The sequence below is a fragment of the Agromyces humi genome (assembly GCF_009720255.1).
Taxonomy (GTDB): domain Bacteria; phylum Actinomycetota; class Actinomycetes; order Actinomycetales; family Microbacteriaceae; genus Agromyces; species Agromyces humi.
The window spans coordinates 1-764 of record NZ_WJSP02000713.1; the positions used below are offsets into that span (position 1 = coordinate 1).

The following is a 764-nucleotide window of genomic DNA, read 5'->3' on the forward strand; positions in this document are numbered from 1 at the left end:
CTGGAGAAGTCATGGCCCAGCTTCCGGAGGTGCAGCACCCGGCCGGGATCGAACGTGCGCTCGAGCACGACGGTGGCCCCCGTCCACCACGCCAGCAGCGGCTGGATGTTCCAAGCCGCGGCATCCGCTCACCAGCCGGATCGCCTACGCGGCCGCGCACGGCCAGAACCCCGCCCTCACCGGCAACGCCGTGGTGAACGGCCAGGGCACCGGCTTCGGCAACGTCGTCCGTCGTCGAGCCGAACGTCGATCGCCTGCACCACGTGGATCCTCGCGTCAACCCGCACGTCCGTTCCGGACGCCAAGCCTAGGCTGGGCGGGTGATCGGCGGTTTCTTCTCGGGTGTGCGGATGCTCGTGCGCGGTTTCGGCTTCTGGGCGCGGCGTCCCGGCGTGATGCTGCTCGGGCTGATCCCGGCGGCGATCGTGTTCCTGCTCGTGGCCGGGGCACTCGTCGCGCTCGGCTTCGGCCTGCCCGGCATCACCGACTGGCTGACGCCGTTCGCCGACGAATGGGTCGACCCGTGGCCGACGATCATCCGCAGCGCGATCGGGGCGATCCTGTTCGGCGCCGCGGTGGTGCTCGCGGCGGTGACGTTCACGGCGGTCACCCTCGCGGTGGGCGACCCGTTCTACGAACGCATCTGGCGTGCCGTCGAGGTCGAGCTCGGCGGCAGCGTGCCCGAGCGCGGCACCGGCTTCTGGCGCTCGGTGCGCGACTCGGCCGCGCTCATCGGGCTCGGCGTCTTCGCCGCGATGGGGGTG

The 764-nt window shown here is 71.7% G+C and carries 1 protein-coding gene; it reads left to right on the forward strand.

The genetic code is table 11. The features are described 5' to 3' along the window. Window positions 1-320: 320 nt before the first annotated feature. Window positions 321-764: EI24 domain-containing protein (locus GH736_RS23725; protein ID WP_203230947.1), on the forward strand; the 444-nt coding region annotated here is incomplete at its 3' end.